The sequence below is a fragment of the Catenulispora sp. GAS73 genome, assembly GCF_041262085.1.
Taxonomy (GTDB): Bacteria; Actinomycetota; Actinomycetes; order Streptomycetales; family Catenulisporaceae; genus Catenulispora.
This window is the reverse complement of the sequence record NZ_JBGCCM010000001.1, coordinates 301,826-326,391: the sequence shown is the minus strand read 5'-3', so window position 1 is coordinate 326,391 and position 24,566 is coordinate 301,826. Positions and strand designations below refer to the sequence as shown.

Annotated in this window: 20 protein-coding genes; 14 read left to right on the top strand and 6 right to left on the bottom strand. The window is 68.1% G+C overall.

Features of this window, described 5'->3' with window-relative positions; all coding sequences use genetic code 11:
- The first annotated feature begins 25 nt into the window (after positions 1-25).
- The 7 genes from ABH935_RS01320 (at position 26) to ABH935_RS01290 (ending at position 9,193) form a co-directional block, all read left to right on the top strand.
- Entirely contained in the window at positions 26-1,297 is a 1,272-nt protein-coding gene (locus ABH935_RS01320) for an alpha/beta fold hydrolase (protein ID WP_370375883.1), read from the top strand.
- A 78-nt stretch (positions 1,298-1,375) separates the two neighbouring features.
- On the top strand, positions 1,376-3,040 hold the full coding sequence (locus ABH935_RS01315) for an alpha/beta hydrolase (RefSeq protein WP_370375882.1): 1,665 nt from the start codon (positions 1,376-1,378) through the stop codon (positions 3,038-3,040).
- A gap of 175 nt (positions 3,041-3,215) precedes the next feature.
- The gene (locus ABH935_RS01310; protein ID WP_370375881.1) at positions 3,216-4,223 is read left to right on the top strand and encodes an ABC transporter permease; all 1,008 of its coding nucleotides are present in this window, start codon (positions 3,216-3,218) and stop codon (positions 4,221-4,223) included.
- 56 nt (positions 4,224-4,279) lie between these two features.
- On the top strand, positions 4,280-6,040 hold the full coding sequence (locus ABH935_RS01305; RefSeq protein WP_370375880.1) for an ABC transporter substrate-binding protein: 1,761 nt from the start codon (positions 4,280-4,282) through the stop codon (positions 6,038-6,040).
- 68 nt (positions 6,041-6,108) lie between these two features.
- On the top strand, positions 6,109-7,083 hold the full coding sequence (locus ABH935_RS01300) for an ABC transporter permease (protein ID WP_370375879.1): 975 nt from the start codon (positions 6,109-6,111) through the stop codon (positions 7,081-7,083).
- Positions 7,083-8,123, top strand: a complete 1,041-nt coding sequence (locus ABH935_RS01295) for an ABC transporter ATP-binding protein (RefSeq protein ID WP_370375878.1) — start codon at positions 7,083-7,085, stop codon at positions 8,121-8,123. Before ABH935_RS01300 ends, ABH935_RS01295 begins: the two co-directional genes overlap by 1 nt.
- 23 nt (positions 8,124-8,146) lie before the next feature.
- Positions 8,147-9,193: an ABC transporter ATP-binding protein gene (locus ABH935_RS01290; RefSeq protein WP_370376107.1), complete on the top strand. Its 1,047-nt coding sequence runs from the start codon at positions 8,147-8,149 to the stop codon at positions 9,191-9,193.
- Between the two features lie 455 nt (positions 9,194-9,648).
- Here ABH935_RS01290 and ABH935_RS01285 read toward each other — a convergent pair whose 3' ends face one another.
- On the bottom strand, positions 9,649-10,500 hold the full coding sequence (locus tag ABH935_RS01285) for a neprosin family prolyl endopeptidase (protein ID WP_370375877.1): 852 nt from the start codon (positions 10,498-10,500) through the stop codon (positions 9,649-9,651).
- Positions 10,490-11,275 (bottom strand): neprosin family prolyl endopeptidase, encoded by a 786-nt coding sequence (locus tag ABH935_RS01280; RefSeq protein ID WP_370375876.1) that lies wholly within the window; start codon positions 11,273-11,275, stop codon positions 10,490-10,492. Before ABH935_RS01280 ends, ABH935_RS01285 begins: the two co-directional genes overlap by 11 nt.
- Positions 11,276-11,560: 285 nt before the next feature.
- Here ABH935_RS01280 and ABH935_RS01275 point away from each other — a divergent pair, with 285 nt between their 5' ends.
- The 3 genes from ABH935_RS01275 (at position 11,561) to ABH935_RS01265 (ending at position 15,016) form a co-directional block, all read left to right on the top strand.
- Positions 11,561-12,952 (top strand): tetratricopeptide repeat protein, encoded by a 1,392-nt coding sequence (locus ABH935_RS01275; protein WP_370376106.1) that lies wholly within the window; start codon positions 11,561-11,563, stop codon positions 12,950-12,952.
- A gap of 81 nt (positions 12,953-13,033) precedes the next feature.
- Positions 13,034-13,180, top strand: coding sequence for a hypothetical protein (locus tag ABH935_RS01270; RefSeq protein WP_370375875.1), 147 nt, complete (start codon positions 13,034-13,036; stop codon positions 13,178-13,180).
- A gap of 126 nt (positions 13,181-13,306) precedes the next feature.
- Positions 13,307-15,016 (top strand): alpha/beta fold hydrolase, encoded by a 1,710-nt coding sequence (locus tag ABH935_RS01265; RefSeq protein ID WP_370375874.1) that lies wholly within the window; start codon positions 13,307-13,309, stop codon positions 15,014-15,016.
- Between the two features lie 122 nt (positions 15,017-15,138).
- On the opposite strand, the gene ABH935_RS01260 is transcribed toward ABH935_RS01265, so the two are convergent.
- Positions 15,139-15,711, bottom strand: coding sequence for a TetR/AcrR family transcriptional regulator (locus ABH935_RS01260; RefSeq protein ID WP_370375873.1), 573 nt, complete (start codon positions 15,709-15,711; stop codon positions 15,139-15,141).
- A 191-nt stretch (positions 15,712-15,902) separates the two neighbouring features.
- On the opposite strand from ABH935_RS01260, the gene ABH935_RS01255 reads away from it, so the two are divergent.
- Positions 15,903-17,111, top strand: a complete 1,209-nt coding sequence (locus ABH935_RS01255; RefSeq protein WP_370375872.1) for a low temperature requirement protein A — start codon at positions 15,903-15,905, stop codon at positions 17,109-17,111.
- 45 nt (positions 17,112-17,156) lie between these two features.
- Here ABH935_RS01255 and ABH935_RS01250 read toward each other — a convergent pair whose 3' ends face one another.
- The gene (locus ABH935_RS01250) at positions 17,157-18,383 is read right to left on the bottom strand and encodes a carbohydrate-binding protein (protein WP_370375871.1); all 1,227 of its coding nucleotides are present in this window, start codon (positions 18,381-18,383) and stop codon (positions 17,157-17,159) included.
- Positions 18,384-18,729: 346 nt separating this feature from the next.
- Between ABH935_RS01250 and ABH935_RS01245 the strand changes: the two genes are divergently transcribed.
- Positions 18,730-19,110 carry a hypothetical protein gene (locus ABH935_RS01245; RefSeq protein WP_370375870.1) on the top strand — a complete coding sequence of 127 codons (381 nt, stop codon included), beginning with the start codon at positions 18,730-18,732 and terminating at the stop codon, positions 19,108-19,110.
- Positions 19,111-19,280: 170 nt separating this feature from the next.
- Positions 19,281-20,333 carry an alpha/beta hydrolase family protein gene (locus ABH935_RS01240; protein ID WP_370375869.1) on the top strand — a complete coding sequence of 351 codons (1,053 nt, stop codon included), beginning with the start codon at positions 19,281-19,283 and terminating at the stop codon, positions 20,331-20,333.
- 60 nt (positions 20,334-20,393) lie between these two features.
- Here the strand turns inward: ABH935_RS01240 and ABH935_RS01235 are convergent, their stop codons facing one another.
- Positions 20,394-20,912, bottom strand: coding sequence for a hypothetical protein (locus ABH935_RS01235; RefSeq protein ID WP_370375868.1), 519 nt, complete (start codon positions 20,910-20,912; stop codon positions 20,394-20,396).
- 154 nt (positions 20,913-21,066) lie between these two features.
- Between ABH935_RS01235 and ABH935_RS01230 the strand changes: the two genes are divergently transcribed.
- Positions 21,067-23,385, top strand: a complete 2,319-nt coding sequence (locus ABH935_RS01230) for a M4 family metallopeptidase (protein ID WP_370375867.1) — start codon at positions 21,067-21,069, stop codon at positions 23,383-23,385.
- A 178-nt stretch (positions 23,386-23,563) separates the two neighbouring features.
- On the opposite strand, the gene ABH935_RS01225 is transcribed toward ABH935_RS01230, so the two are convergent.
- On the bottom strand, positions 23,564-24,457 hold the full coding sequence (locus ABH935_RS01225; protein ID WP_370375866.1) for a 2-oxo acid dehydrogenase subunit E2: 894 nt from the start codon (positions 24,455-24,457) through the stop codon (positions 23,564-23,566).
- Between the last annotated feature and the right edge of the window lie 109 nt (positions 24,458-24,566).

The following is a 24,566-nucleotide window of genomic DNA, read 5'->3' as shown; positions in this document are numbered from 1 at the left end:
TGGCTTTCGGAGGTGATCCTTCTCAATGAATCCACGTCTGGCCATCACCGATCACGTGTTCATCGTTCCCCTCGACCACGACGAGCCCAAGGGCGCGACCATCGAAGTGTTCGCCCGCGAGGTCGTTGACCCGGTCCTTGCCACCAGACGGGGGAGCCTGCCCTGGCTCGTCTTCCTCCAGGGTGGTCCGGGCGGCAAGTCGCCACGTCCCAGTGGCCATTTCCCGGGTTGGCTTGAGCGGGCCCTGTGTACGCATCGGGTGTTGCTGCTCGACCAGCGTGGCACCGGGCGCTCCACTCCGGTGACGCCCACCGCCGCCGGCCGCTTCGATTCCGCCAAAGACCTGGCCCGGTACCTGTCATTCCACCGGGCAGACGCCATCGTGCGCGACGCCGAGCTGATCCGTCGCCAGTTGTGCGGCGATGAGCCGTGGGAGACGCTCGGCCAGAGCTACGGCGGATTCATCACCCTGACGTACCTGTCGCTCGCCCCGGAAGGGCTGCGAGCCTGCCATGTCACCGGCGGCATTCCGGGCCTGGAAGCCACAGCCGATGACGTGTACCGCAACACCTATCCGCGGGTGGAGGCCAAGAACCGCGGATACTACGCGCGTTATCCGTCGGACGCGGCTCAGGTCCGCAGAGTCGCCGACCTGGCGGCCACCGGACGCGTGGACCTGCCGGACGGCACCAAGCTGACTGTTCGCCGGCTGCGCAGCCTGGGGCTGGCATTCGGGATGAGCGACGGATTCGAGCGGGTGCACTGGCTTTTCGACGAGGCCTTCGACGCCGTGGGCGAGCTGACAGACACCTTCCTGCTCCACGTCATGCAGCAGACCGGGTTCGTCGACAACCCCTTGTTCACCATCATGCAGGAGCCCTGCTTCGCCCAAGGATCGCGGCCGACTGACTGGGCCGCGCAGCGGATCATGGCCGAGTATCCGAGGTTCGACGAAGCGGCGGAACCGCTGTTGTTCACCGGCGAGATGATCTACCCCTGGATGTTCCAGGAGGTCAAGGCCCTGCAACCGTTCGCCGCGGCCGCCGAGATCCTGGCCGGCTGGACTGAGTGGCCGGCGCTGTACGACCCGGCGCGGCTGGCGGCCAACCAGGTCCCGCTCGCGGCGGTCGTCTACCACGACGACATGTACATCCCCACGGAGCTGTCACTGCGCACGCTCAACCAGGTGGGCACCGCCCGAGCCTGGGTGACCAACGAATGGGAGCACGACGGTGTGAACGCATCGGGGGACGTCGTGCTGTCCAGGTTGATGGACATGAACGCCGGGCGTTGCTGAGCCACGTCGAGAAGCCCCCGCGAACCGCGGCATCCGCGGCACCACGGCGCCGCCTCATCACCAATTGAAGGAACCGACATGAAGAAGACCGCGGTCATCGCGACCGCCGCGGCTGTAGCTGCCGTCGCGGCCGTATGCGCCGTTCCCGCGTCTGCGGCACCGGCCGACCCGGGCTCCACGCTCCAGGCCGAAGCGGCCCAGGACAGCGGCCAGGGCACGCTGAACTGGGCATCGTGCAACGATCCGACGACGCCCGCTCTGCAATGCGCCATGCTGGAGGTCCCGTTGGACTACAGCCGGCCGCACGGCCAGAAGATCAAGATCAAGGTGGACCGGCTGCCGGCCACCGCCCCCAAGGCCAAGCAGCAGGGGCCGATCCTGCTGAACCCCGGCGGCCCCGGCGACAGCGGGCTGTGGATGCCCGCCTACATCACCGGGCAGATGCCGGCCGATGTGGCGTCCGCGTACGACTGGATCGGATTCGATCCGCGCGGCACCAACGCCAGCGATCCCCACGTGGTCTGCGATCCGCACTACTTCGACGGTGAACGCCCGGACTATCAGGTGTCGCAGGGGACCTCGCAAGCATGGCTGGAGAAGGACGCGAAGTACGCGGCGGACTGCGCGGCGAACTGGAGCTGGCTGCTACCGCACATGACCACCGTCGACAACGCGCGCGACATGGACAGCATCCGTCGAGCGCTGGGCACGTCGAAGATCTCGTTCTACGGCGGATCGTGGGGCACCTCCCTCGGCTCCACCTACGGCCAGCTCTATCCCTCGCGCGTTCGCCGCATGGTCTTGGACAGCATCGTCGGCCCCACGATCACCTGGTACGACCACAACATCCTGCAGGACAAGGAACACCAGCGCCGCTTCGAATCCTTCGCTGAATGGACCGCCAAGGCCGACGGCGTCTATCACCTGGGAACCACAGCTGACGCCGTCATCAAGAACTACTACGCGGTCGAGCAGGCGCTGCGGTCCAACCCGGCCGACGCCGCCCCGGCGCCTGGCAAGATCGGTCCCGCGGAGTTCGAGGACACCTTCTACAGCGGTGGCTACAACTTCCTGCGCTGGCCGCGCATGGCGACCGTGCTGTCGGCGTACCTCGTCAACCACGACACCCGCCCGCTGAACATCGCCTACAACCGCTACGCGGCACCGGGCGCGGACGACGGCTCCTTCCCGAGCTACAACGCTGTGCAATGCACCGAGAACGCCTGGCCCCGGGATTGGCAGGTCTGGCAGAAGGACCAGGCCGCGGTCAACGCCGCCGCGCCCTTCTACACCTACAACAACATGTGGTACAACGCCGCCTGCATGTTCTGGCCCTACCAGGGCAACCCGGCCGGCCGGCTGCCCATCACCGGCAAGGGGCTGCCGCCTGTGCTTCTGTTCCAGGCCACCGAGGATCCGGCGACGCCGTATGAGGGTGCTGTCGCGATGCACCAGGCGCTCCCGAGCTCGAAGCTGGTAGTCCAGACCGGGGGCAGCTTCCACGAGATCCTCTTCCACGGCGACACCTGCCTGGACGACACGTTCATCGCGTACCTGCGTGACGGCACACTGCCGAACGGCAAGGGCTTCATCGCCAAGACCTGCGCCCCCGAGCCCGACCCGGTCCCGACGTACATCGCTCCGACACCCGCGGTCACGAAGAGCCCGCAGGTAAAGGGGAACGCGTCGACCACCGCACGGACGCCGGCCGACGATCCGGAAGCCGTCGTGGGTCGGCTTTGAGATACCGGCTTTGAGATACCGGCTGTGAGATGCCGGCTGTGAGATGCATGGTGCTCAGTCGGTCGAGGGGGCCGGCTGAGCACAGGCCCACCTATAGCAACTCTTCTGCCACGCACCTGCGTGCGATCTGCTCCCGAGCTCCCGAATGACCAGCTCAAGAATGGACGGCCCTGAGATGGATGCGGCTGCCTCGACCGATCCCGATGGTTTCGATCATCACCCGGCACGGCGTCCCGCCGCCGCTACGGCTGTGCCGCGGACACCCGCGGCGTTGGCCTGGCGTCGGTTCCGTTCCGATCGGACCGGGATGGTGGCCGGGATAGTCGTCAGTCTGTTCTTCGTCGTCGCGCTGTGCGCTCCGCTGATCAGTGCTGTCTATGGCAAGGATCCTTACACGACCTACGGCCAGGACGAGTCTGGACTCCTTGACGACTACGGCTACCCGGTCGGTGCGATGGGTGGGGTCAGCGGCCGGTTCTGGTTGGGTCTGGAGCCGGGGCTGGGGCGTGACGTCTTCACGCAGTTGCTGTACGGGATCAGGACCTCGCTGCTGATCGCGATGGCGGTCGTCCTGATCATCACGGTGCTGGGAACCGCGGTCGGGCTGGTCTCCGGATACGCCGGCGGGTGGCTGGACTTCGGCATCAGCCGGGTCGTGGACGTCGCCCTGTCGTTCCCGTCGACGCTGTTCATCATCGCGTTCGTGCCGGTGGTCCAGTCGCTGTTCGTGTCGGCCGATCAGCAGACCCCGACCTGGATGCGGGTCATGACGCTGGTGGTGGTGCTGTCGGCCTTCGGCTGGGCGCCCGTGGCCCGGCTGCTGCGCGGTCAGGTGATCTCCTTGCGGACCCGGGAGTTCGTCGAGGCGGCGCGCATCGGCGGTGCCTCGCCGTTCCGCATCATCGTCAAGGAGCTGCTTCCCAACTTGTGGACGCCGATCCTGGTGACGGCTTCGTTGTCGGTGCCCGCGTACGTCACGGCCGAGGCCGCGCTGTCATACCTCGGTGCGGGAATCGTCGAGCCCACCCCGGACTGGGGACGCATGATCCACCGCGGGGCCGAGGTGTACCTGTCGGACATCACCTACATGCTCGTCCCGGGCGTGGCGATCCTGATCTTCGTGGTCGCCTTCAACCTGCTCGGGGACTCAGTGCGCGACGCTCTCGCACCCTCCGGCCGCTGACATCCGCCGCCGGACACGACTGCCGTCTCACCAACCGAACCCCGGAGGGAACTCCCATGGCCATATCCACATCCAAACATCGATCGCGGTCGGCGCTCGCGCTCCTGATGCTCGGCACCTTGACGATCAGCGCGGGGTGCTCGGCGTCCAGCAAGAAGACCGACGCCTCGAATCCGGCCGCGAAGGCGGCGGCCAAGCAGACTGTCGCGATCGGTACGGCGGTCGACTCGAAGGGACCGGACCCGGCGGTTCCAGGGGCCAAGTCCGGAGGCGCCGTCACAGTGCTGCAACACTCCGATTTCAGCCACCTGGACCCGGCCCGGGTCTGGTCCTCCACCAATCAGACTGCCGACCTGCTCCTGTCCCGGCAGCTGACCAGCTATCAGCAGGTCGGGGACACGACGAAGCTGGTCGGCGATCTGGCCACCGACACCGGATCCAGCCCCGACGGCAAGACGTGGACCTACCACTTGAAGGACGGCCTCAAGTACGAGGACGGCAGCTCGATCACCGCCCAGGACGTCAAATACGGCATCGAGCGCACCTTCCAGAAGGAACTGTCCGGCGGCCCGCAATATCTGCAGATGTGGCTGACCGGCAAAGACGACTACTCCGGCGTCTACTCCGGCCCATGGAACGGTCAGGACCTGTCGGCGATCCAGACGCCCGACGCCAAGACCATCGTCTTCCACCTGGCATCGATGCACGCCGACTTCCCGTTCGCGCTGGCCATGCAGTCCTACAGCCCGGTCCCGAAGTCCAAGGACACCAAGGCCGCCTTCGACCAGCACCCGTTCTCTTCCGGCCCCTACAAGATCGACAGCCACGACATCGACAAGGGCATGGTGCTCTCGCGCAACCCCTACTGGGACCCGGACACCGACCCCGTCCGCCACGCCTATCCCGACCAGTGGCGATTCGAGTTCGGAGCGCAGGAAGTCGACATCAACCAACGACTCATGGCAGCCAACGGACCGGACCGGACCGCCATGACCTTCAAGGTCTCGATCGGGGCGGATCTCGCCGGACAGGTGAACTCCGACCCGAACCTCAAAGCCCGCCTGGTCAACCAGGTCACGCCGTTCTCAGAGTTCTTCAATATCAACACCAGGCGGATCATCGATGTGAAGGTCCGCCAGGCGCTGCTGGAGGCCTTCCCCCGCCAGCAGGTTCGGCAACTGTTCGGCGGGCCGGTCTACGGGGATTTCACCACCACGATCCTGTCGCCGGTGACGAACGGCTATCAGGATTACGACCTCTACGGCGTCGCCATGACAGGCGACCCGGTCAAGGCCAAGGCCCTGCTGGCCCAGACCTCTAACCCGCACCCGACGATCGTGTTCGCCTACTCGGACGACCCCACCTGGCAGCAGGCCGCGGTCGCGGTCTCCCAAGCGCTGGACAAGGCTGGCTTCACCGTTGTCACCAAGCCGATCAGCTCGAAGAACTACTACGACGAGACCCAGAAGGTGGACAACCAGTTCGACCTGTACTGGGGCGGCTGGGGACCGGACTGGCCCAGCGCCTCCTCCGTCATCCCGCCGCTGTTCGACGGCCGTCAGATCACTGACGGCGGCGGCAACAACTCGCTGTTCGACGACTCCGGAGTGAACGCCGAGATCGATCGGATCCAAGGGCTGGCGGACCTGAGCCAGCAGGACGCGGCCTGGGGCGTGCTGGACAAGAAGATCATGCAGTCCGCCCCGGTGATCCCCTGGGTCGACCTTCGCCAGGTCTCGCTGTACGGCCCGGGACTCGGGGGAGTGCACACCGGATTCATCGGTACCTGCTACCCGCTCGACGTCTACGTGAAGTAGCCGCCGCGCGGCGCGGCCGGCCACCCGAGCCCGGCCGCGCCGCCCGAATCATCGACCTGGAGCAAGCCTTGTTCGGATTCATCCTCCGGCGGGGACTGGGAGCGGCGCTGATCCTGTTCGCGGTCAGCGCGGTCACGTTCTTCCTGTTCTTCGCCCTCCCGTCGGACCCGGCCCGACTGTCCTGCGGCAAGACCTGCACGCCGCAGACCTTGGCAGCGATCCGCCACAACCTGGGCGTGGACCGCCCGCTCTTCGACCAGTACTGGCAGTTCCTGCACGGGATCTTCGACGGCCGCCACTTCGGCGCGACCTGGTGTGCGGCGCCCTGCCTGGGCTACTCGTTCGTGAATCACAAGTCGGTGACGTCCACACTCGCCGACCGCTTCCCGGCGACGCTTTCCCTGGCCGTCGGCGCTTCCGTCCTGATCCTGACCGTCGGAGTCGGCCTGGGGGTCATCGCCGCGTTGCGCCGGGGCCAGGCCCTCGACAAGCGGCTCACCGCCATCGCTCTGGTCGGTTCGTCCATGCAGGTCTACTTCGTCGGCATCGTCGCGCGATACCTGCTGGTGGACGAATTCTCCGTCCTCCCGCAGCCCGGCTACAGCCCGATCACCTCAGATCCCGGCAAGTGGTTCGGCGGGATGATCCTGCCCTGGAGCACCCTGGCCGTGGTGAGCGCGGCGACCTATGTGAGATTCACCCGCTCCTCGATGATCGAGGCCGAGGCCCAGGAATATGTCCGGACGGCGCGGGCCCAGGGTCTTCCACCCCGCGTGGTGCACCTGCGCTACGCCTGGCGCGGCGCCATGACCCTGGTGCTCACTCAGTTCGGGCTCGACCTCGGGCTGTTCCTCGGCAGCGCCGTGATCACCGAGACCACGTTCAACATTCACGGCATCGCGCAACTCGCCGTCTCTTCGGTGACGGACTTGGACCTGCCGATGATCACCGGGACCGTCCTGGTCGCGGCAGCCTTCATCGTTCTGTGCAATGTCGCGGTCGATCTCTGCTATGCGTTCATCGATCCCCGAGTGAGGCTGTGATGGGCACTGCGCACGAATTCGCCGCGGCGGCCGAACGCCCCCTGCTCCGCTCCCTGCTCGCGGTCGAAGACCTAGGCATCCGCTTCCACACAGAAGGCGGGACCGTTCAAGCGGTCAACGGCCTGAGCTTCAACCTGCGCCGCGGTCGGACGCTCGCCGTGGTGGGGGAGTCCGGTTCGGGCAAGAGCGCCACAGGGCTGGCGTTGCTCGGCTTGCACGATCGGCGCCGCACCGAGGTTTCCGGCCGGGTGGAATTCGACGGCGTCGAGCTCAGCGGTCTCGACGAGCGACGGATGTCGTCCTACCGCGGTTCACGCATCGCGATGGTCTTTCAGGACGCGCTGACCGCACTGTCGCCGTACCACACGGTGGAGCATCAGCTCACTGATGCCTACCGCCGACGGACCGGCGTGGGTCGGCGTCAGGCCCGAACCAGGGCGATCGACATGCTGGCCCGAGTCGGTATCCCGGACCCAGGCCGACGCGTCGACGAGTATCCCCACGAGTTCTCCGGCGGGATGCGGCAGCGCGTCATGATCGCCATGGCGCTGATGGGCGAGCCGGACCTGGTGATCGCCGACGAACCCACCACGGCGCTCGATGTCACCGTCCAGGCACAGATTCTCGAGTTGCTGACCGAGATCCAGGCCGAGTCGCAGCTCGCGATCCTGCTGATCACCCACGACCTCGGCGTCGTGGCCGGGGTGGCGCACGACGTGATGGTGATGTACGCGGGGCGCTGCGTCGAATACGGTCCGGCCGCGCGAGTGCTCGCAGCACCTGAGCACCCTTACACCACAGGACTGCTGCGCTCCGTACCGACGCTGTCCGGCGATCCCGACTCCGAACTCGTTCCGATCGCCGGGAGTCCGCCGAACCTGCTCGACCCGCCGGGAGGCTGCGCCTTCCACCCCCGGTGCGAGCTCCGCACGCAGGTTTCAGGCGACCGCTGCACAACGGTCGTTCCGATCCTCGGACCGGGCTCGGCCGACGGACGTACACGAGCCTGCCACCTCGCCGTCGAACGGATCACAGCCTGATGGACACTTCCCCGACCGGCCCCATGACCAGCCCCATGGACCTCGACCTGAGGCCGCCGAAGTCGGACCCGCCGAAGTCGGACCCGCTCCTTGACGTCGTAGGACTGGCGAAACACTTCCCCGTCCGCCGCGGACTCCTCATCCCACGCCACGCCGGCGCGGTGAAGGCCGTGGACGGGGTGTCGTTCGCCGTGTCCCGCGGCGAGACCCTCGGACTGGTCGGTGAATCCGGCTGTGGCAAGTCCACCACCGGCCGCCTGGTCACCCGGCTGCTGGAACCGACCGCGGGCACCATCCGCTACGACGGGCAGGACATCACCCACGCCGGCCGCCGGGAACTCGCGCCACTGCGCGGCAGGATACAGATGGTCTTCCAAGATCCCTACGCCTCGCTCAATCCGCGCCACACCGTGGGCGACATCATCGCCGCGCCGCTGGAGTCCCTTCGCATCGGCCCGACATCCAGCCGCCGGGACCGGGTCGCCGAACTGCTGGACGTCGTGGGTCTCGACCCGGCGCACGTCCACCGATACCCGCACGAGTTCTCCGGCGGCCAGCGCCAGCGGATCGGGGTGGCCCGGGCCCTGGCGACCGAGCCGGAGCTGATCGTCGCCGACGAACCGGTCTCGGCGCTCGACGTCTCCATCCAGGCCCAGGTCGTCAACCTCATCCGGCGACTCCAGCGTGACCTCGGCATCGCCTTCGTGTTCATCGCCCACGACCTGGCCGTCGTCCGCCAGGTCAGCCGACGCGTCGCGGTCATGTATCTGGGGCGGATCGTCGAAACCGCAGATCGTGAAACCCTGTATCGCCACCCCCGACACCCTTACACGCAGGCATTGCTGTCGGCCGTCCCCGAGGTGGACGACGGCAGGAGCCCCGCGCGCGAGCGCACCCGGCTGGTCGGCGACGTGCCCAGCCCACTGAACCCGCCCTCGGGCTGCGCGTTTCGGACCCGCTGCGTGAAAGCGGCGGAGATCTGCGCCGCCGAGGAACCTCCGCTGGTCCGGCTTGTGGGATCAGCGGGCGAGCACCTTGCGGCGTGTCATTTCCCTGCTTCGGCCGCCTGATTTTGGGCGGTGCTGACCTGTGTGTGGGTGGTAGTGGGTGTTGGCGGCGGGTGGGTGTGGCGGGTGCGGTTTGTTCGTGGGTTGACAGTCAAGGGCGTTTTTTGACGGCTTCGCGCGGGTTTAAGAAGGATCCGCTGGGTGGCGCAGTTCGGTGGTGTGCCTGGCGTGGCGTTGGCGGCCGGCCGGTGATGCCGAACACGACCGCCCGCCCGCCCGACGCGTGCGCAGTGACTCGGACCCGCGCGCGGTCGTGGACACGGACAACCGCCAGCCGCCGACGTAACCAGCGGGGCACTACCGAACTGCGCCACCCAGCGGATCCTTCTTAAACCCGCGCGAAGCCGTAAAAAGCTCTTAAAACCCACCAACAAACCGCACCCACCACACTCACCACATAGCCATGAACTCCGCGAGATCCCACTCAGCCCACGGCCCGAGTGCGGCCTGCTCCTGTTTCAACGCGAACTGGCGGAGGGCTGTGTGCAGCCTCCGGTTCCCGGGCCGCCGAGTCGGAACGACGTCGGGGTCACCGCGCCGTAGTTGTAGTGGTCGGGGCTGGTGGCTTTGACGGTGAGCTGTGGTTTGTCGGTGGTTCCCGCGATCTGGTGGTCGCGGATCCAGGAGGCGCCGCCGGTGCTGCCGAAGCGGCCGTCGCCCATCTGTGTGCAGCTGGGGGTGTCTGCCTGGTTCTCCGCGACTTCGCCGAACACTGACACGACCTGTGCTGTCTTGTAGGTGCCCTTCCACAGTGAGCCGGGGAAGTAGCCGACCGGCAGGTCGGCGAAGTACACCCACCAGTTGCCGTCGATGGTGCGGATGGCGAAGTTCGCGGCGATGTGCGGCGGCAGCGCCATTCCGGGGCGGATGATCGGGGAGACTTGGACGAAGCCGCAGCCGTTGTAGCAGCTCTCCTGGCCGTCGACCCAGTGGTAGACGAACAGGTGCGACCGGGCATCGCCGTTGAGCTCGGGGTCCACGGTCCAGCCGATCTCGACGGTCGAGGTCCGCGCGGTGTTCTGCAGCGCGATTTCCTGCAGGCTGTGCTCGCCGGTCTGGGCCGGGTTCACCGCTGGGGCCTCGACCTTCATCAGGACGCTGACTCCGGTCGTGTCGGTCCGCTGCTGCCCGCTGACGTAGTCGTAGCAGGCTCCGTACCAGCAAATCGGTCCGCCGGCGGCCGATGCCGCGGCCGGTGGCGTCCCGGGCGGGGGAGCGGGGGCGATGGCGGATGCGGAGGTTGGCGCCGCGCTGAGCAGACTTGCCGCGAATGCTGCGGCGGCGAAGGCGCCACGGAACCTAGCAGGCACCGGGGCCGCCGAGTTGGAAGGAGGTGGCGGTGGCCGAGCCGTAGTTGTAGTAGCTCGGATCGGTGGCCGTGACGGTGAACTGCGGAGCCGAGGAGGAGCCGTAGAGCTGGAAGCCGGATATGGACGAGGAACCGGCGCTGGTGCCGTAGGCGCCGTCGCCCATTTCTGTGCAGCTGTTCTGGCTGCTCGCGGCGACCTCTCCGAAGGAGGAGATGGAGTACGCGGTGGTGAACGCCCCGTTCCACAGCGAGCCGGGGAAGTATCCGAACGGCACGTCGTTGTAGTACGCCCACCAGTCGCCGCCGTAGTTGTACAGAGTGAAGGTGCCGGTGGTTCCGGGGGCGAGGGCCATCCCGGGCTGCACGGTCGAGGACGTCGACACGAACCCGCAGCCGTTGTAGCAGGTGGCCTGGCCGTTGACCCAGTGGTAGACGAACAGGTGGGGCTGGTAGTCGCCGTTGACCCCGGGGTCCACCGTCCACCCGATCTCTATGGTGTTGGCGGTGGTGGTGTCGTTCGTGCTCTGCAGGGCGAGTTCCTGCAGGGAGTGGCCGTTGGAGGCCACACCGCCGGGGTCGGCCTGGTACATCGTGACGCTGGCGCCGGTGGCGGCGGCGTACTGTCGCCCGGTGACATAGCTGAAGCAGGACCCGAACCAGCAGGTGGACGCGTGGGCGCTGCCGGCGGGGAGGACGACGGCGCTGGTTGCCGCCGCTGACAGGATGGCTGCGGCTATGCGGGATCTGCGGGCACCACGGGACTTTCTCGATGGCATGAGTGCCTCCGGTGGGGAAGGCGCCGTTTTCGGGCGCCAAGAAGGGAGGGGACGGCGGTGGGGGGCGGCCTGCTGCCGGCGGTGCAGGCCGTCGTGGGGGATCGGCGTGGTCGTCCCGGTCCGGATCCGGTCGCTCAGCGCCGCACCCTGAAGTTAAATGAAGAAGTAACTTCACTTAGGGTGTGGGTTAACGTAGAGCAAGACTCCTGGCAGGCGCAAGACCCGGGGCTGATTCGTGATAGGAGTGCGGTGAGCAACCTGAAACAGAACGAAGAGGAAGGCGCGATGGCTCCTCTCGCCGCCGGCCAAGAAGGTCCGGATCGGATCCTCGGCGCGCGCCTGCAGCGCCTGCGCGCCAGCCGCCGCCTGACGCAGAAGGCTCTGGCCGAACCGGGATACACCGCCGCGTACGTGTCCACCGTGGAGGCCGGCAAAGCCCGGCCGTCGGAGGCGGCGTTGCGGTACTTCGCCGAGCGTCTCGCGGTCAGTTACGAGGAACTGGCCGCCGGCGTGCCGGGGGGACTGCGGGCCGAGATCCGCGAGGGCCAGGCCGAGGCGCAGCGGCTCATGGACGGCGACGAGGGGGAGCGGGCCGAGGCCCTGCTCGCGGACCTGATCGGGAAGGCCGGCGACCACGATCTGTCGGATCTGGTCGCCGAGCTGCGGATCACGCTGGGCTCGTTCCTGCTGCGCCGCGGTGGGTTGGCCGCGGGCCGGGAGCAGTTTGAGCAGGCTGAGGCGCTGCTAACCGACCAGCCTCTGCCGGCCCGGGTCCGGGCCATCCGAGGCCGCGCGACCGCGCACTACCTGGAGGGCGACGTCCGGTACTCCTGCTATCTGCTGGAGTCGACGATCAACGAGTTGAACGGCGGCGGCCTGCCGGATCCGGCCTCGCTGATGCTGCTCTACGCGGCTGTGATCGGCCCGTACCTGGAGTTGGGCGCCTTGGAGCGGGCGACGAAGGCGGCGTCGCTGGCCCTCGATCTGGCACCGCGGGTCTCGGACCCGGTGGCCATCGCCACGCTGCACCGCTCGGTGGCCCGCACCTTGGCCGCCGGTGGCCGGTTCGATGAGGCCGAGGCCGCGCTGGTCAAGGCGCAGGAGGTGTATCAGCAGTGGGAGATCCGCGTCGAGCTGGCGCAGTGCCACTGGATGCGCGGTTACCTGCATGCCCAGCACGACCGCCTGGACGCCGCCGAGATCGAGCTGCGCACCGCCGCTGACATGCTGAGAGCCAGCGGTGCGGCGTTCTACGCCGTACAGGTCGAGGTGGAACTCGCCGACGTTCGCTGGCGGCTGGGCCACACCGCCGAGGCCGAGGAGGTGCTCGGCGGGTTGCTGGCAGGTCTGGGTCCGGGCCACGGCGCGGTCCACGCCGCTGCCGCGCACCATCTGCTCGGCGTGATCCGCGAAGGCGCCGGGGATCTGGACGCCGCCGAACGCCACTACCGCGCCGCGATCGAACTTCAGCAGGAAGCTGATGTCACCGGGGACCTGGCGGACACCTCCCGCCTGCTCGGTGATCTGCTCGACCGCCAAGGCCGCACCCGCGAGGCCGTCGAGGCGTATCGGCACGGCCTGACCCGGTTGGCGCGTCCGGGTACGACGACGCTCGGCCCCGCGCCGCTGCCGCCTCCGGTGATCCCGGCGGCTGGTGCTATGCCCCGCGGTCTGTGATCGGCGTCCGCGCTTCGGCCTTTTAGGCCGGCCCGCCGGGGCGCCACGTGGCCAGGTCGCCAGGTCGCCAGGTCGGCGACGGTGTGGTCGGCCAACTACGACGAGGCCGCGCTGGCCGCCAACCAGGTTCCGACGTTCGCCATGGTCTACGAGGCTGACTTGTACGTAGACCCTCAACACTCCCTGAGCACCGTAGGCAGAGTCGGCATGACCCACGGCGAGTGCTGATCCATCACGAGATGTAGTCATACCACGACGGAGAGTGAATCAGAAGACTGTCTTTGTCCGCTTTCCGGTGAGAGTGTGGAGATGTTCCCGATCGGGATCCTCCCCTCACGGAAAGTGGGTACACCCATGTCCGGCGACACCTACTCGGCCTCCCCGTTCGCCCTCGACGACGACAGCCTCCACCAACTGGACGCGATCCGCGAGGCGATGCTCGACCCCTCGCCGCGGCGTATCGGACGCCTCGACCAGTGGGGGCTCGCGGACACCTACGAGACGTACGCCGAGATCGCCGCGTACCAGGAGACCCCGATCGTGATGGCGGACGGGACGCGGATCGACGCGGCGTTGAGCGTCCCGCGGAACCTGGCGCCCGGGCAGACCTGCCCCACGGTCGTGATGCCCGCCCCGCTGATCGCGGTCGGCCGCAAGGCGTACCTCGGCATGTTCCCGCGCCTGGCGCTGGGCGGCTATGCCGTGCTGGCGTACAGCCAGCGTGGCCTGGCCGAATCCGACGGCGAGATACAGGTGGCCGGGCCGACGGACTGGTCCGACGGCAGCGAGATCCTCAGCTGGGTGAGCGGTCACGACGCCGTCGACCCGGACCGGATCGGCTGCTTCGGCGCCTCCTACGGAGCCGGGACCAGCCTGCTGCTGGCCGCGCACGACCCGCGGGTCAAGGCTGTGGCCGGCGCCAGCGCCTGGGCGGACCTGTTCGGCTCCCTGTACGAGAACGACACCCGGCACCTGGCAGCCTTCGAAGCGCTGGTCGCCCTGTTCGGCGAGGACCGCTGTTCCAAGGAGTTCCGGGAGGTCATCGAGAAGATCCGCAACAACGTCATCGACGACGACGTCCGCGAGTTCGCCCGGATACGCTCGCCGAAGGAGTACTTGTCGGCGTACTCCGAGTACCAGACGCCTGTCCTGATGGGCACCTACTGGCACGAGACCATCTTCTCGCTGCCGGCGGTCGTCGACTTCTTCACCCAGCTGCAGACCCCGAAATCGCTGCTCATCCAGATCGGCGACCACGGCAACGGCGAAGGGCCCGGGCTGCTCGGCCTGATCGCCAAGCCGACCGAGATGGCCTACCGCTGGCTGGACCACTACCTGGGCGGCAACGCCGGCGGCGGGGGCGCGGCACCGCAGCTCGGCGTGCGCTCGGAGTACATGCACAACCTGCTGTCCGAGCTGCATCACGACAGCTGGGAGGACTACGCCCTGGCCAAGCAGCGGTTCCACTTGGGCCCCGTCCAGCCGGGCCAGACCGACGCGTCGATGGCGCAGGGCCCGGCGCAGTCGGGGTGGATACGTTCGCTGCAGGCGACCGGCGTGGAAACTGAAGTCGTCGTCGCCCCGAAGCTGGTGCAGACCGGCGCCGCGGAGCGGATGGGGCTGCCGAAGGTCTACAAGACCTCGAACGAGGACCGCGCCCGCGCGGCGGTCTGGACGTCCGCGCCACTTGAGCGGCCGATGCGGGTCCAGGGCGACCTGGAACTGCGGGTGACGGTCAAGCCCGCCGCCGGCCGCACTGACGCCACGATCGTGGCGTATCTGCTGGACTGCAACCCGGCCAACGGCAACGCGTACATCATCACCAACGCGCCTTACACGCTCGCCGGCGGAAAGGCAGGCGAAGCCCGCACGGTCACCTTCCCCCTGCAGCCGGCGCACTACGTCCTGGCCAAGGGCCGCCAACTCCAGCTGATCATCGACACCCACGACCCGTTCTTCGCCGACGCCAACGACGGCACCGAAGCCGAGCCCACGGTCGTCGAGCTCACGTCCCCGAACGGCACCGAGTCCTACATCGACATCCCCCTGCACCCCCTGGCGTAGCGCCGATCGCCGCCTCGCCAGGTGGCACCGTGACTGCGCCGACGATCGGGTCCGTCATGCCGCGGCCCTCCGGCCCCGTGCCGGCCTGGCCGTCGGCGCGGTCGCAGGCGTCTCAGCTGGGGTCACGTCCACCAGTACGGCGCGCAGGCCACCGCAGCGTCGACCAGATCTGCTTTCGTCACGGTGTCGTCGCCGAGCCAGGCGGCGATGGCTCCGGCGAAGCCGTGGGCCATGAAGGCGGCGACAACCTCCTGATTCGCGCGGGGCACCCCCGGATCGTCCGACCGCGCCATGAACGCCATGGCGTAGTCGGCGAAGTGCCGGACCAGCGCCTCGTACACCCCGCGATCCGCCGGGTCCTGCAGGGCCTGGCGGTAGACGGTCCGGAACCGTTCGACGTGCTCGGCGACCTCCGCGGTGGTGAGCCGTAGCATCTCGGCGGCCGAGTGCGTGCCCTCGGCCCGCAGGTCCTGCTCCCGGCGATGGCCGCGGTCCAGGTCCGCGTAGAGGACCTGGATGAGCAGGTCCAGGGGGCTGTCGTAGCGGTTGTAGAACGTGGCCCGGGTCACCCCGGCCCGATCGGCGAGGGCCGCTACGGAGATCCGCGAAACCGGCTGTTGCGCGGCGAGCTCGACGATTGCCTGCTCCAGGGCGTGGACCGTCCGGGTGATCCGCGGGTCAGTGCGTTCTGTCACCCGGTGCCTCCAGCGCGGTTGCGAAACGTCACGACTCCTGATGCTATACAGACGTCAAATAGGCCCGTGGATTTCCGACGAGAGGGAACTGCCATGACGGCCCCCACCCACTTCAGCTGTTCGCCGAGCGCCGCCTGATGGTCGACTGGACCGAGACGCGGCCGTCCACGCCCTGATCACCGAACCAGGCCATGACACCCCGAGAGCGCTGGGCCCTGCTGCGCCGCCGTCTGTGGCAGCCGCCCCGTCCCCACGGCGAGCAGCCCCGCGACCGCGTGGTCGGACCACTCGAACTCTTCTACGACCTCGCCGTGGTCGTGCTGGTCGCCCAGGCCGCCCACCACCTCGCCGGACACCTGGCCTGGGGCAGACTCGGCGAGTTCACCGCGGTGTTCACACTCGTGTGGATCGCCTGGGTCAACGGCAGCCTCCACCACGAACTCCACGGCCACGAGGACGCCCGCGCCCGCAGTACGTTCCTGCTCCAGATCCTGCTCCTGGTCACCATGGGCGCGATGATCCCGGACGCGGGCGGCGCGCGCGGCGCGGGCTTCGCCATCGCGTCGGCGGCGCTGTTCGCCGTGCTGGCGATGCTCTGGCTGCTGGCGAGCCGGGGCGACAGCCCCGAATACCGCCGGTCCAGCCTGCTGTTCGTGTCCGCCACGGCGGCGTGCGCCGTACTGGTGGCCGGGTCCGCCCTCCTGCCGTCCGGCGCCCGCGTGTGGTCCTGGGGCCTGATCGATGTCGCGTACCTGACCGCGTTCGGCGCCCTGGCCATCGCCGCGCTGCCCGAGGAGGCCTCCGCCCTGACCATCACCGACGCGCTCATCGAACGGTTCGGGCTCATCACCATCATCGTGCTCGGCGAAACGCTCACGAACGTGGCCGGCGGCCTGTCCAACCGCCCGATCAACGCACTCACCCTCACCGTCGGCCTGGTCGCCGTCGTGGTCGGCTTCGGCGCCTGGTGGACCTACTTCGACTTCGCCGGACACCGCGAGCCGAGACCGACTTCGCGGGCGAACCTGCAATGGCTGCTGGCCCACCTGCCCCTCACCGCCGCCATCGCCGCCATGGGCACCGCGATGGTCAGCCTGATCGCACACGCACACGACAGCCGCACCCCGGCGGCGACAGCATGGGTCTTGTGCGCGGGCACCGCCGTCGCACTCTGCGCGACCATGCTGGTGGCCGCGAGCTTGCAGGCTTGGCGGGACGACCGGAACTTCTACCGGACGCTCGCCAGGCTTTGCGCCGCGGTGGCACTCGCGTGCCTCGTCCTCGCCGCCGCACGGCCGGCACCCGTGCTGCTCGGCGTGGCCCTCGTACTGCTGCTCGGCGTCCCCTGGGTATTCGCGGTGTGGCACCGGCTCGCAACGGACGATCTCGCCAATGATTGAGCGGACCGCGCACGGGAACTCGCGCGGCCCGCTCTGGGTTCTTCGTCAGTGCCCGGTGTCGCTCATGAACTGCTTGGTGTATTGCAGCGCTGTCGTGCTGGGGATGGAGTTGCAGGTGGGGGAGGCGTAGGTGTTCGAGCAGGGCGTGTCCCGGTCCAGTGACCAGAAGTGCAGCCCGGCAAGGCTGTTGCTGACTGCGTACGACGACAGGGTGTTCACGTCGGCGACTGTGAAGATCTCACTGGTGGCGTCGTTCATGCCGATCATCGGCGTGACGGCGATCTTGCTGGCCGGGATCCCGTAGGTGTGTTCGAGGTTCTTCACCGCCTGGATCGCCGACTGGGCCATCTGGCAACTGCCTCCGGAGACGACGCACACGCTGCTGGACGCGCTGCCGTAGTCCATGGTCATCAGGTTGATGACGTAGTGGTTCAGGCTGGAGCCGCGCACCGCCCGGACGACCTGGTCGCCGAGCGAGTTCACTCCGCCGTAGCTGCCGTCGGAGGCACCCAGTGTGGCGAGGGTGAAGGAGAACTGCAGATTCGGGTACTGCGCCTGTGCTCCGACCGCGGAGGAGACGAGGTTCTGGATGTCCGACTGGCTCTGGCCGCCTTCGATGTCGAAGTCGACGCCGACCATGTTGGAGCTGGCGTAGCGGGCGATGAAGGAGTCCATGCCGGCCGTCGAGGCGCAGGTGAAGGTCCCAGCCGCACCTCCGGTCGACACGACGTAGTTCAGGTTGGCGGCGTGCAGTTGGGCCACGTTCTCCGAGGCGAAGTTGGCAGCCGGGACACCGCCCCAGGTCTCGCCGCCGCAGGAGCCGGTGGCGAACGCGAGGGTGATCGCGGGCAGCTTCGGGATGTACTGCGACACCAGGCTTCCGGAACCCACTACCGGCAGGGTGGACCCCGTCACGGCCGACTGCATCTGGTAGGTGTTCCAGTTCATGTTGACGGTGACGTCCTTGTACGGGCTGAGCAGCAGGCCGCTCACCCCACCCGTTCCGCCGCCGGTGCCGCCACCAGTTCCGCCGCCGGTGCTGCCACCGCCTGATCCGCCACCGGTTCCGCCGCCGGTGCACGCGCCGTTGGACGTCCACGGTTGTCCGGAGCCGGATCCGCCGTTGTTCGTCGCCGGATCGTTGCCCTGGGTCCACCAGTTGGCGGTGTAGTTGGTCCCGTTCTCGCTGGCTTGCTGGCCGCCGGTGTAGACGGCGGTGGAACTCCACGCCGCGGCGCATGTAGCGGCCTGTGCCGCGGGAGCCGAAGCCACCGCGAAGACTGCTGCGCCGACTGCCAGCCCAAATGCCGAGCCGGCTGTAAGTGCTGCGCGAAGATTCCGTCTTGCGATCCGCATGAACCCTCCAAAGCGTGGGGGAGGTGCTGGTGGTTTGCGCATCTCGCCGAGCCCGTGGGGAGGCCCGGTGTCCACGTTGTACGTGCGGGGAGCGGATTGGTCAAGACCATTCGCGAGATTGGTTCAGACCAATTGGTCTGCGTGGCGATTGGAACGGCTGAAAACCCATAAAAAGGATGCGATGTCCACCCGAATCGCGCGGACGTCAGCTAGCTGAGCTGCAGAATAGGTGACACAGTGGGCTGATAAGGAGGCGGCGGTTTTGGAACAGCAGAGTCCGCGCCCCGGCGAGCAGCGCACAGCGCTGGAGCACTGGCGCGGCCAGGTGGAGCTGGCGCTTGAGGTCTCCCGGGACGACATCGAGGTGTTTCTGTGGGACGCGCGCTCGACGGGAAACGACTACAAGGTGGTCGGGGCCGGGGTACTGCGCCTGCCCGCCGGCACGGACGTCGATGCCGCCGCGGTGCAGCTGCGCGAGGCGATGGCCCGTATCACGCGGGACTGGTCGGTCGGGGTAAGGCTCGTACCGCGTGACCACCGCGGCGGGTCGGAGCCGGGGCGGGTCGGTTTCTCAGAGCCGTGGGACATGTATGAGTCACCCGACTACGACATCGATGACGAGTACGACGGTCGCTCGACGTAAGAAGAAGTCCGACCTGATCGAGATCGGGCGCGGGGCCCTACGACGGGTGCCCGTATGGGTGCCGCATGTCCCGCGAAGTGGCGAAGTTGTCAAAATACTGTCATGCTGCGCAACCGGCGCCGACGAGCGAGCGTCCTCTGGGTGTGAAACTACCTAGCCTAATGGTCGCCGTGCTGGTCGCGAGCGGCCTGATGACGGCCCCGGCCGCCAACGCGAGCTCGGGTAAGCCCGGGTCGGTCGCGGTCGTCGATTACAACCTCGGGGACACTGCGTTCACCGACCCGCAGAGCGGCACGGTCAGTGAGTTGCGTGCCGAGGTGTACTACCCGCGTGTACTGGTCGGCCGCCATCCTCTGATCGTGATGTCTCACGGTTCGTGGTGGGCCTGCGACGTCCAGGCCGCGACGACTTGGCCCTGTCCGGCCGGTTCACACCCGTTTCCCAGCTACCAGGGCTACGCCTATCTGGGCCAAGCCTTGGCGGCGCAAGGATTCATCGTGGTGTCGATCAGCGCGGACGGCATCAACATGACCTCCTTTGACTACGGTGATCGGGCGCGGCTGGTCAACGAGCATCTGTCGCTCTGGGAACAGCTGGCCGACCACGACAGCGGCCCGCTGGTCGGGAAGTTCTACGACGCGGCGACGGGACGGCTCGTCGCGCCGTGCTTCGCAGGGCACGTGGATATGAAGGATGTCGGCACGATGGGGCATTCGCGGGGCGGCAAGGGAGTGATGTGGCAGGCCTCTGACAAACACAAGTCGGAATGGCCGGCCGGGGTGCAGGTACGGGCGGTACTCGGCTTGGCTCCGGTGAAGTTCGACGATCCCGAGGGCGACCACAGCGACACACTGATCACCACGCTGCCCTTCGCCGTCGTGACCGGCAGTTGCGACGGCGCCGTCCACGAGGCCGGCCAACAATATCTGGACGACCTGGCCGGCCAGAACACGGCCGCCGACTTCTCCATCTCGCTGCGGGGCGCCAACCACAACTACTACAACGCGAACTGGTCGCCGCCCTTCGCGTTCGGCGAGGACGACAGCACCTGCCCCAGCACCGAAATGCCGCAGAACCAGCAGCGCGACACGCTGGTCGCCTACGCGAGCGCCTTCTATCGCTACGAGCTCTACGGCGACCCGTCCGGCCTCCCGGTCCTGACCGGCGCACAGCCGCTGCCGGGAGTCACCTCGACAACCCGGGTGGTGCCGCCCGGGCGGTGAGGCTCAGCGGGCGGGCCGTGTAAGCCTGTGATCAGCGTCGTCGTCTCAGCAGGGCATGGGCTAAGTCCGCCGCGCAGGGTTGGAGATGGTGTATCCCACAAGCCTTTTGGCGAGGGCGATGCTCGCTGCGGGCTGATCCGGGTCGGCGGGGCAGTCCACAAACTCGATCTGCCTGCCGCCGACGGTCAGTCGGTAGGTGAACGCGTCGCGGCACCGGGTCGGCGGTCGTGTCTGGCCGGCCTCGGAGGCGAGGCGGGTGTCGGCTGCCAGGGTGCGGATCTCAGCGAGCTGATTCGTGGTGAGTGAGCCGTTGGTGTGCGTGCCGGCCCGGTTGGTGACGTTCCAGGTGCCCTGCGGATCGAGAATTACCGTGTCCTGGAAGCCGGCGAATCCGCCGGTGCGTTGGACGGCGATCGGCGGCAGTGAACCAGGGTCGGATGTGGAGTCCGCGCCGGAGGAGTGGCCGGTGGTGCCGCTGCGCTGAGACGCACACCCGGCGGTCATCGATGCCAGCAGGATCAGCCCGACGCCGAACGTCACGGGCGTCAGGTCCGTCAGACGTGGCTTCGTGCGTGCCATCAGGGTTCTCCTCGAAAGCTCAGGGTTCGCCGACGCGCCGTGAACGGTTGTGAGTGTTTGTTTTCCCGTGAGCGTTGGGCGTTTCAGTCAATACCATGCCAAGTCAGGGTAATGAGTCGACAAAACAGGGTCGTGAATCACCAGCCGCCGGAGGATGCCGCGGCTGATCGCCGCGGGCATCGCCGCCGGGGCCACCGTCGTCGCCACCGCGACCGCGCTGACCACCCCGGCCGCCGGCGCCGCGCGCGCCGCGACACCGCCGCCCGCCCCCGTCACGGCTCAGGCGCTGGCCGCTCGCAGTGCCGACACGCTGGTGGCCGGCCACCCGGCGTTCTTGTACGCCAGCCAGGGCGAACAGTACGTCCGGGGCTCTGTCGCCTCCTCCAGCGGCATCCAGTACGTGCCGTACGAGCGCACGTACTCCGGCCTCCCCGTCGTCGGCGGTGACTTCGTCGTCGTGACCAACGGGGCCGGCCAGGTCATGTTCCACTCCGTGGCGCAGCGTCACGCGATCGGGAGTCTGTCCACCACTCCCGTCCTGACCAGCGCCAAGGCCGTCTCGGTGGCGTCGTCCCAGCTGCGGTCGGTGTCCAAGGTCGAGGGTACCCGGCTGGTCGTGTACGCGCTCGGCTCGGGTCCGGCGACGCTGGCGTGGGAGACCACTTTGGACGGTACGGGCTCGGACGGCGTCAGCCGTCTGAGCGTGGACGTCGACGCGCGCACCGGCGCCGTGCTGCACACCCAGGAGCACGTGGAGCACGGCAGCGGCACCGGCGCATGGAACGGTCCGGAGCCGTTGACCATCAACACCACCAACTCCGGCGGCACCTACTCGCTGAGCCCCACCAACATCTCGAACATGCCGTGTCAGGACGCTGCGAACAACACCACGTTCACCAAGTCCACCGACACCTGGGGCAACGGCGACGCCACCAGCAAGGAGACCGGCTGCGTCGACGCCGAGTACGTGGCGCAGGGTGAGTTCCGGATGCTGTCGCAGTGGCTGGGCCGCAACGGTATGGACGGCAACGGCGGCGCCTGGCCGATCCGGGTCGGCGACCAGGAGGAGAACGCCTACTACGACGGCACCCAGGTCCAGATCGGCTACAACAACGCCAACCAGTGGATCAGCGCGGTCGACGTGGTCGCGCACGAGATGGGCCACGGCATCGACGACCACACTCCCGGCGGTATATCCGGCAACGGCACCCAGGAGTTCATAGCCGACACCTATGGCGCCTCCACCGAGTTCTTCCTGAACGAGCCCGCGCCGTACGCCGTCCCGGACTTCCTGGTCGGCGACCAGATCAACCTGGCCGGCACCGGACCGATCCGCAACATGTACAACCCGTCGCTGATCAACAACGACCCGAACTGCTACGACAGCAGCATTCCCTCCGCTGAGGTGCACGCCGCGGCCGGCCCGGGCAACCACTGGTTCTACCTGCTGGCCGAGGGCAGCAACCCGGCCGGCGGACCGGTCAGCCCGACCTGTAACAACTCCACGGTCACCGGTGGTGTGGGCGTCGAGAACGCGATCAAGATCGTGTACAACGCGCAGCTGATGAAGACGTCCGCCAGCGACTACCTGAACTACCGCACCTGGACGCTGCAGGCCGCGAAGAACCTGGACCCGACCTGCGCCGAGTTCACCACGGTCAAGGCCGCGTGGGACGCGGTCAGCGTCCCGGCCCAGTCCGGCGACCCGACCTGCACCGCGGGCAGCAGCGGATTCTCCATCTCGGTGTCGCCCGCCTCGGGCTCGGCGAACCCGGGCAGCTCGGTGACGACCACCGTGGCCACCACCCTCACCGGCGGCTCGGCACAGACCGTCGCCCTGTCGGCCTCCGGCCTCCCGGCCGGCGCCACCGCCTCCTTCAACCCGGCGTCGGTCACTGCCGGCAACACCTCCCAGCTGACCATCAACACCTCCGCGTCCACCCCGCCCGGCACCTCCACGATCACGGTGACCGGAACCGGGACGTCGGCGACCCACACGGCCACGTTCTCGTTGACCGTCAACGGATCCGGCGGGGGCGGGGCGATCACCAACGGCGGCTTCGAGACCGGCGACTTCACCGGCTGGACCACCAGCGGTACCGCGGCGGTCGTGAGCTCCGGAGCGCACTCGGGCACGCACGCGGCCGAACTCGGGAACACCAACCCCAGCAACACCTCGACCGCCGCGCAGACCTTCACCGCTCCGGCCGGCAGCAGCAAGCTGTCGTTCTGGTACAACGTGACCTGCCCCGACACCGTCACCTATGACTGGGCCACGGCCACGCTGAAGGACAACACCTCCGGCACCACCAAGACCGTCCTGGCCAAGACCTGCGTCTCCAGCTCCGGCTGGAAGCAGGTGACCTCCACGATCACCGCCGGCCACAGCTACACGCTGACGCTGACGAACAAGGACGACAACTACCCCGGCGACCCCACGTACACCAACTACGACGACGTCGCAGTGAGCTGATGCACTGAGGCGCCAGCGCCGTCGGGGACAGCCGATCCGGCTGTCCCCGACGTGCGTCCGGATCGAGAAGATGCGAGGTGGGGCCGACTTCGCGTCGTCCGGCGGGATGCCGAGGCTTGAGCGGCGGTCGGGCGTGTGCACGGTTCGGTGACTCGCGGGAGGCACCGGACCCAGGTCGTTACCGGGCCTGCTGTGCGTAGAACCCGTTCGATGACACGACCTGGGCTTTAGCGGCCGGTTCCGCTGCCCGCAGGGGCTTCCTGAGGCGGAAGGGCAGCAGCGCTTCCGCGTGTTCGATCGCGGAGCACAGCCGCGCGGCGAACGCGGATACCTGGGCGCCGTCCACGACATCGTGGTCGAAGGTGAGCGTCAGGTTGAGGATCTCGTGCTGCTCGACGAGGCTGCCCGACTGGTGGGGGCAGCCGTTGACGCTGCCGATCACCACGTGCAGCGGCATCAGGGTTGGCGCGGCGAGGCTGAAGGTCTCGCCGGTGTCGCTCAGTCCCGTGGTGGTGACCATGACCGTGCCGATCCGCTGCCGCAGCCGGATCGAGCGGTCCTGGACGGTGTAGACCGCCCGGACCAGGCCCGGGATCCGGGTGAGCCCGGGGACGCGGTCGAAGATTCCGTCGGTGGTGGGGAAGTTCTCGGCGGCGAGCAGTTCGGCGGAGATCTGCGCGACGTTGTGCCGGTCGGCGTCCCGGACGACGTGCGGGACGAGGTGCGGGAGGGCGTGCGGCGCCTGCTCGGTCCGCGCCAGGACCGGGACCATGACGTCGACATGGCGGTGCACGACCATCCGTCCGCGCCAGTCCCGGTAGGCGTGCACCTCGGGGGAGTCGGCCGCCGCCCGCGCCACGGATGCGGTGATGAACGCCGGGAGCGACAGGGTCTCCGGGGCCATCGCCATCAGCCTGCGTGCGACCGTGATGTCGGCGGTCATCAGGTAGGACATCGCGGCGCGGTGGCGGCCGGCCCGTTCGGCGCCGATCGCGAGCCGGCGGGAAACGGGCAGCCGGCGGATCTCGACACCGCGGGACCGTGCCGTCGAGCCGGTGTGTTCGGATCGCATGACGCCTCCTTGACGGGTGGAGTCTGTGGGTTGGCTCGGATGAGACTTCCTCCTGCCCCAGGCTCGCTGGGCGCGGGGCCGGGACGTAGTGCCGTGCGGCCCGGTGCCG